Annotated in this window: 1 tRNA gene and 1 rRNA gene; both read right to left on the reverse strand. The window is 46.6% G+C overall.

The features are described from left to right. Nucleotides 1–44: 44 nt before the first annotated feature. A tRNA-Ile gene (locus MO387_RS20895) sits at nt 45–121 on the reverse strand. A 163-nt stretch (nt 122–284) separates the two neighbouring features. Continuing rightward, nucleotides 285–341 (reverse strand): 16S ribosomal RNA (locus MO387_RS20900); the annotation flags it as partial.

Genomic DNA, 341 nt, shown 5'->3' on the forward strand with positions numbered 1-341 from the left:
AGTTCACTAAACGAGTGTTAATTTAACAAAGGAGAACGAAGATTTGGTGGGTCAGAGTGGACTTGAACCACCGACCTCACCCTTATCAGGGGTGCGCTCTAACCAGCTGAGCTACAGACCCATCTTTTGATAAACCCATATTCATCTAGAACCACCGACCTCACCCTACTCTTTATGAGGGGATTGGGGTGCTAACCAGCTGAGCTACAGACCCATCTTTTACTCTTTCTTCTATCAAGCAAATCTGTGTGAACACTCAACAAACATTAAGTTAGTCGTATAGGTAAGGAGGTGATCCAGCCCCAGGTTCCCCTAGGGCTACCTTGTTACGACTTCACCCC

Source organism: Shewanella sp. N2AIL (genome assembly GCF_022690845.1).
GTDB classification, from domain to species: domain Bacteria; phylum Pseudomonadota; class Gammaproteobacteria; order Enterobacterales; family Shewanellaceae; genus Shewanella; species Shewanella baltica.